Below are 6,821 nucleotides of genomic sequence, written 5' to 3'. Positions count from 1 at the left end.
GGCCGAGTACGTSAAGAACAACGAGATCGTGCTCAACGTCAGCTTCGAGGCCACCACGGCCCTGCAGCTCGGCAACGAGATGATCGAGTTCAAGGCACGTTTCGGCGGCATTGCGCGCGAGATCGCGGTGCCGGTGGACCACGTCATCGCGATCTATGCGCGCGAGAACGGGCAGGGCATGGCGTTCCCGATGCCCAGCGAATCGGCGGCCGAGACGGCCGGCGAGTCGGATGACGGCGCGCCGGCCGATCGCCCCGCGGGTGGCGGCCTGCGATTGGCCACCACCGAAGGCCATGCCGAGCCGGCCGTTGCCACGCCGGCCCGCGAGTCGGATGAAGACAAGCCGCCCGAACCGCCTGCGGGCGGTGGCGGGCCGCGTCCGGCGCTCAAGCGCATCAAATAGAATCCCCGCCTCAAGCCCTTGTAGCTCAGCTGGTAGAGCAGCGGTTTTGTAAACCGAAGGTCGCGGGTTCGATTCCTGCCGGGGGCACCATCCATCAACCACCTGACACACGTCAGGCCTCAGGTTGATTGAACCTTCACCCGTATTGCAGTAACCTGCCAGCCCCGGGCGTGGAGTGTCTGCTCCATCCGGGGCAGCAGCTGGCGCAGCTTGGAGGCGACCGCAGAGTTGGCCGCAAGCAGAGACCAGCCCTCATCGTCGACCGGCCCGGGCTTCACATGCAGGGCCAGTGTGGGCGGCAGACAGTTTCGTACCGCATCGAAGCGTGCATTCGACTCCTGCAGCAGCCGCTGCAAGTGAGCCAGAGGCGCACTTCGGCTCAGGGCCTCTTCGATGCGCAAGGCGTTGGGGGTGACCGGGGATGTCTTCGGTTTCACCGGAAGGAGTTTAGCGATGCAGATCCTGATCACGCACGGCACCCTGGCCCGAACGCGGGTGTTGCGCTTCAACCGCTTCCAGGCCTTCGGGGCGCTGGTCGGGTTGGCGCTGGTGCTGATGCTGCTGTCGGGCACCATCTACCACGTGGTGTTCCTGAAGGCGGCGCGCGAAGGCTGGCCGGTGGTCAGCCAGATCGTCCGGCTGGTCGTGCGCGATGAATTCGCCCAGCGCGACCGCTTCGTGCGCGAGAACCTCGATGCGATGGCGCAGAAGGTCGGCGAGATGCAGGCCAAGCTGATCAAGCTCGAGGCGATGGGCGAGCGGGTCTCGGGCCTGGCCGGTATGAAACCGGAAGAGTTGAAACAGATCGTGCCGGCCGCGGTGTCCGGCGGACAGGGCGGGCCGTTCGTGCCGGCCCGCACGCCGTCGTTCGACCAGCTGAACGGCATGGTGTCGTCGCTGGACGAGGCGGCCGAGCAGAGCACCGACCTGTTCACGATGGTCGAGTCGCGTCTCTTCGAGCAGCGCATGCAGCAGCTGATGGTGCCCAACAGCCGGCCGATCGACGTGCAGGTCGGCTCGGGCTTCGGCTTCCGCACCGATCCCTTCACCGGGCGCGCGGCCTTGCACACCGGGCTCGATTTCCCGACCGACGTGGGTACGCCCATCATGGCCGCGGCCGGGGGCGTGGTGCGCTCCACCGACGTGCACCCGGCCTACGGCAACCTGCTCGAGATCGACCACGGCAACGGCCTGGTGACCCGCTATGCGCACACCTCGCGCATCGCGGTCAAGACCGGCGACCTGGTGCGGCGCGGCCAGATCGTGGCCTACGTCGGCACCACCGGCCGCTCGACCGGCCCGCACCTGCACTTCGAGGTGCTGGTCGAGGGCGTGCCGCAGGATCCGGCGAAATTCCTGGCCGGCGGGGCCCAGGCCGCCGCCAAGGGCGCTGTCCGTCGCTGAATCCGGCAACGGCCCGGCCACGCTGCCGGCGGCCGCTTGCCGTAAAATCCGCCGCTTTCGCTGATCGTGCGCCGGGCTTGCAGGTTTGTAGGCTTGCAAACGCGGACCGCACCCTCAGCTCACCCCAGCATCCAAGAAGTCGGCCCGTTCGCAAAACAACGCGGGAGGCCGCGGCTGCCTTCCCGTACCAACCCCTGACGCTGCATGTTGCCCAAGCTTCTCACCCAGATTTTCGGTAGCCGCAACGACCGCCTGCTCAAGCAGTACCGGGTCGTGGTGCAGCAGATCAACGCGCTGGAGCCGCAGTTCGAGCAGCTCAGCGACGAGGCGCTGAAGGCCAAGACGGTCGAGTTCAAGGAGCGCCACGCGAAGGGCGAGTCGCTCGATGCGCTGCTGCCCGAGGCCTTCGCGGTCGTGCGCGAAGGCGGCAAGCGGGTGCTGAAGATGCGCCACTTCGACGTGCAGCTGATCGGCGGCATGTCGCTGCACAACGGCAAGATCGCCGAAATGCGCACCGGCGAAGGCAAGACGCTGATGGCGACGCTGCCGGTCTACCTGAATGCGCTGGCCGGCAAGGGCGTGCACCTGGTGACGGTCAACGACTACCTGGCCCGCCGCGATGCCGAATGGATGGGCCGGCTGTACAACTTCCTGGGCCTGACGGTGGGCATCAACCTGCCGCAGATGCCGCGCGAGGAGAAGCAGGCCGCCTACGCCGCCGACGTCACCTACGGCACCAACAACGAGTACGGCTTCGACTACCTGCGCGACAACATGGTCTACGAGACGGCCGACCGCGTGCAGCGCGGCCTGGCCTATGCGATCGTCGACGAGGTGGACTCGATCCTGATCGACGAGGCGCGCACGCCGCTGATCATCAGCGGCCAGGCCGAAGACCACACCGAGCTGTACGTGCGCATCAACGCCGTCGTGCCGCAGATGAAGAAGCAGATCGGCGAGCTCGACCTGCGCACCGGCGAAGGCGTGATCGAGCCGGGCGACTTCACCGTCGACGAGAAGACGCACCAGGTCTTCCTGACCGAAGACGGCCACGAGAACGCCGAGCGCATCCTGCGCGAGGCCGGCCTGCTGGTCGAGGGCGCGAGCCTGTACGACCCGCAGAACATCACGCTGATGCACCACGTGTACGCCGCGTTGCGCGCACGCCACCTGTACAACCGCGACCAGCACTACGTGGTGCAGGACGGCGAGGTGATCATCGTCGACGAGTTCACCGGCCGGCTGATGACGGGCCGCCGCTGGTCCGACGGCCTGCACCAGGCGGTGGAGGCCAAGGAAGGCGTCGACATCCAGAGCGAGAACCAGACGCTCGCGTCGATCACCTTCCAGAACTACTTCCGCATGTACGGCAAGCTGGGCGGCATGACCGGCACGGCCGACACCGAGGCCTACGAGTTCCAGGAGATCTACAACCTGGAGACGGTGATCGTCCCGCCGAACCGGCCGACGGTGCGCAAGGACGAGCTCGACCTGGTCTACAAGACCAACAAGGAGAAGTTCAACGCCGTCATCGAGGACATCCGCGACTGCGTCAAGCGCGGCCAGCCGGTGCTGGTGGGCACGACCTCGATCGAGAACTCGGAGCTGATCTCCACGCTGCTGCAGAAGGCCCAGCTGCCGCACCAGGTGCTGAACGCCAAGCAGCACGCGAAGGAAGCCGAGATCGTCGCGCAGGCCGGGCGCCCGGGCGTGATCACGATCGCSACCAACATGGCSGGCCGCGGCACCGACATCGTGCTGGGCGGCAACGTCGAGAAGCAGATCCAGCTGATCGAGGCCGACGAAGGCATCGTCGAAGCCGACAAGCTCGCGCGCTCGGAGACGCTGAAGAGCGAATGGCAGGGCCTGCACGACCAGGTGAAGGCGGCCGGCGGCCTGCGCATCATCGCGACCGAGCGGCATGAATCGCGGCGCATCGACAACCAGCTGCGCGGCCGTTCGGGCCGCCAGGGCGACCCGGGTTCGTCGCGCTTCTACCTGTCGCTCGAAGACCCGCTGATGCGCATCTTCGCCGGCGACCGCGTGCGCGCGATCATGGACCGGCTGAAGATGCCGGAGGGCGAGGCGATCGAGGCCGGCATCGTCACGCGCAGCATCGAGAGCGCGCAGCGCAAGGTCGAGGCGCGCAACTTCGACGTGCGCAAGCAGCTGCTCGAGTACGACGACGTGTCGAACGACCAGCGCAAGGTGATCTACCAGCAGCGCAACGACATCCTCGAGGCGCCGCAGCTGGAAGCCCAGGTGTCGAGCCTGCGCGAGAGCACGCTGACCGACGTGGTGCGCACCTATGTGCCGGCCGAGAGCGTCGAGGAGCAGTGGGACCTGGACGCGCTCGAGAAGACGCTGCGCGACGAATGGCAGCTCGAGGTACCGGTGAAGGCGCACGTCGAGAAGAGCCAGGCGATCACCGACGACGAGATCGTCGAGATGGTGGTGAAGGCCGGCCACGAGGCCTTCGCGGCCAAGCTCGCGATCGTCGGTGCCGAGCAGTTCCTGCCGTTCGAGCGGATGATCCTGCTGCAGCAGATCGACCAGCACTGGCGCGAGCACCTGGCGGCGCTGGACTACCTGCGCCAGGGCATCCACCTGCGCGGCTATGCGCAGAAGAATCCGAAGCAGGAGTACAAGCGCGAGGCCTTCGAGCTGTTCAGCCAGCTGCTCGACGTCGTCAAGATGGACGTGACCCGCATCCTGATGACGGTGCGCGTGCAGACGCAGGAGCAGGTGGCGCAGGCGGCCGAGGCGATCGAGGAGCGTGCCGAGGCGATCAGCAACGTGACCTACACGCACCCGAACGAGGATGGCAGCGTGTCGCAGGACCCGGACGCCGCGGCACTCGCCCGGCTGGCGAGCGGCTTCCCGCCGGTCGGCCGCAACGATGCCTGCCCGTGCGGCAGCGGCAAGAAGTACAAGCAGTGCCACGGCAAACTCGCTTGACTTGACCTGACGCAGCAAACGACGGAGCCTTCGGGCTCCGTTCTTGTTTTGGGGATTCCGTCGATGGATGAAAGCACGCTGCAAGGCGCGCCGAAGGAGCTGTTCACGCCGCGGCTGCGGCTGGAGCATCCGCGCGAATCGCACGCGGCGGTCGTGATGGAGAGCGTCAATGCCTCGCTCGGCGAGCTGCGCTTCATCGCGTGGGGGCAGGCGCCCTTCACGGCAGAGCGAGCCGAGCGCTTCTGCCGGCGCAATGCCGAGCGGGTGGCGGCTGGCGAGTGCCTGATCTATTTCGCGTTCGACCGCGACACCGGCGCCTTCGTCGGCAACCTCGACCTGCACAGCTTCGACTTCGAGGTGCCGCGCTGCCAGATCGGCTACGTGGCCGATTCGCGGCAGGCCGGGCGCGGGCTGATGCACGAGGCCGGCGCGGCGCTGGTGCAACTGGCATTCGAGCTGGGCGTGATGCGCGTCGAGGCCTGGTGCGATGCCCGCAACCACCGCTCGATCCAGTTGGCCGAGCGGCTGGGCATGCAGCGTGAGGGCGTGTTGCGCGCGTACGAGCGCGACGAACAAGGCGGTTTCAGCGACCAGGTCGTGCTGGCGCGACTTCATGATGACATCGCCTCTTTCTACAATGCCCTCCCATCCTTGCTGCCCGACTGAGAGACCGCCATGCCCGTCAACCTGAGCGCCCCCGATCCGAAGACCCTGCACCCCGTTCCCGGCGTCAAGCTCGGCATCACGATGGCGGGCGTGCGCAAGGCCAACCGCCGCGACCTGAGCGTGATCACGCTGGCCGAGGGTTCGCAGGTGGCGGGGGTCTTCACGAGCAACCGTTTCTGTGCCGCGCCGGTGCAGCTGTGCCGCAAGCACCTGGCAAGCGGCACCGGCCCGCGCGCGATCGTGATCAACACCGGCAACGCGAATGCCGGCACCGGCGAAGACGGCCTGGTGCGCGCGTTCTCGACCTGCGTGGCGCTGGCGCGCCACCTCGAGCTGGCGCCGGAGCAGGTGCTGCCGTTCTCGACCGGCGTGATCATGGAGCCGCTGCCGGCCGACCGCATCGAGGCTGGCCTGCCGGCAGCGCTGGCCGACCTGAAGGAAGACAACTGGGGTGTCGCGGCCGAGGCCATCATGACGACCGACACGCTGCCGAAGGCGGCGTCGCGCCAGCTGCGCATCGGCGGCAAGACGGTCACGGTGACCGGCATCAGCAAGGGGGCGGGGATGATCCGCCCGAACATGGCGACGATGCTGAGCTTCGTGGCCACCGATGCGGTGATCGCGCCGGCGCTGATGCAGGGCCTGGTGAAGGAGGCGGCCGACCTGTCGTTCAACCGCATCACGATCGACGGCGACACATCGACCAACGATTCGTTCGTCGTCGTCGCGACCGGGCAGGCCGGGCATGCGCCGATCGCGAGCGTGGACAGCGCGGAAGGTGCGGCCTTGCGCGAGGCGCTGGTCAGCGTGGCGCAGCAGCTCGCGCAGGCGATCGTGCGCGACGGCGAGGGTGCGACCAAGTTCATCACCGTGCAGGTGGAGGCAGGCGCCAGCGAGGCCGAGTGCCAGCAGGTGGCGTATGCGATCGCGCACTCGCCGCTGGTGAAGACGGCCTTCTTTGCGAGCGACCCGAACCTGGGTCGCATCCTGGCGGCGGTGGGTTATGCCGGCATCGCCGACCTCGACCAGACGAAGATCGACCTGTTCCTCGACGACGTGCATGTCGCGAAGCAGGGTGGGCGCAACCCGAGCTACCGGGAGGAAGACGGGCAGCGCGTGATGAAGCAGAGCGAGATCGACGTGCGGGTGGTGCTGAACCGCGGGCAGGCATCGGCGACGGTGTGGACCTGCGACCTGAGTTACGACTACGTCAAGATCAACGCGGATTACCGGAGCTGAGTCTTCTCCACGTTGCGTTGCGTTTGCGCGGCAAAGGCGCGGATGGGGAGGCTGTGGCTCGCCGGCCGGTGCGGTCTTCGCCCCTGGCGGGGCAAAGACTTCCCTCCGCTGACTGGTTTCATGGCCCGTCGCCCAAACTCCCTCCGTTCGC

Annotated in this window: 6 protein-coding genes and 1 tRNA gene; 6 read left to right on the top strand and 1 reads right to left on the bottom strand. The window is 67.4% G+C overall.

Going from position 1 to position 6,821, the window contains the following annotated elements; translation table 11 throughout:
- Window positions 1-403, top strand: a 403-nt coding sequence (locus tag AC1D12_RS20320; RefSeq protein ID WP_477842492.1) for a ClpXP protease specificity-enhancing factor SspB, incomplete at its 5' end; no start/stop codon positions are given.
- Between the two features lie 14 nt (window positions 404-417).
- Window positions 418-493 (top strand) — tRNA-Thr (locus tag AC1D12_RS20315).
- 29 nt (window positions 494-522) lie between these two features.
- Here the strand turns inward: AC1D12_RS20315 and AC1D12_RS20310 are convergent.
- Entirely contained in the window at window positions 523-840 is a 318-nt protein-coding gene (locus AC1D12_RS20310) for a DciA family protein (RefSeq protein ID WP_156154650.1), read from the bottom strand.
- Between the two features lie 16 nt (window positions 841-856).
- Between AC1D12_RS20310 and AC1D12_RS20305 the strand changes: the two genes are divergently transcribed.
- The 4 genes from AC1D12_RS20305 (at window position 857) to argJ (ending at window position 6,670) form a co-directional block, all read left to right on the top strand.
- On the top strand, window positions 857-1,807 hold the full coding sequence (locus AC1D12_RS20305) for a M23 family metallopeptidase (protein ID WP_477842491.1): 951 nt from the start codon (window positions 857-859) through the stop codon (window positions 1,805-1,807).
- Between the two features lie 204 nt (window positions 1,808-2,011).
- Window positions 2,012-4,765: a preprotein translocase subunit SecA gene (gene secA / locus AC1D12_RS20300; protein ID WP_047500865.1), complete on the top strand. Its 2,754-nt coding sequence runs from the start codon at window positions 2,012-2,014 to the stop codon at window positions 4,763-4,765.
- Window positions 4,766-4,828: 63 nt separating this feature from the next.
- The gene (locus AC1D12_RS20295; protein ID WP_477842490.1) at window positions 4,829-5,431 is read left to right on the top strand and encodes a GNAT family N-acetyltransferase; all 603 of its coding nucleotides are present in this window, start codon (window positions 4,829-4,831) and stop codon (window positions 5,429-5,431) included.
- Between the two features lie 9 nt (window positions 5,432-5,440).
- Window positions 5,441-6,670: a bifunctional glutamate N-acetyltransferase/amino-acid acetyltransferase ArgJ gene (gene argJ, locus AC1D12_RS20290; RefSeq protein ID WP_465111201.1), complete on the top strand. Its 1,230-nt coding sequence runs from the start codon at window positions 5,441-5,443 to the stop codon at window positions 6,668-6,670.
- Window positions 6,671-6,821: the final 151 nt, after the last annotated feature.

Source organism: Rhizobacter sp. P1_G5 (genome assembly GCF_056405435.1).
This window is presented reverse-complemented; position numbering and strand designations above follow the sequence as displayed.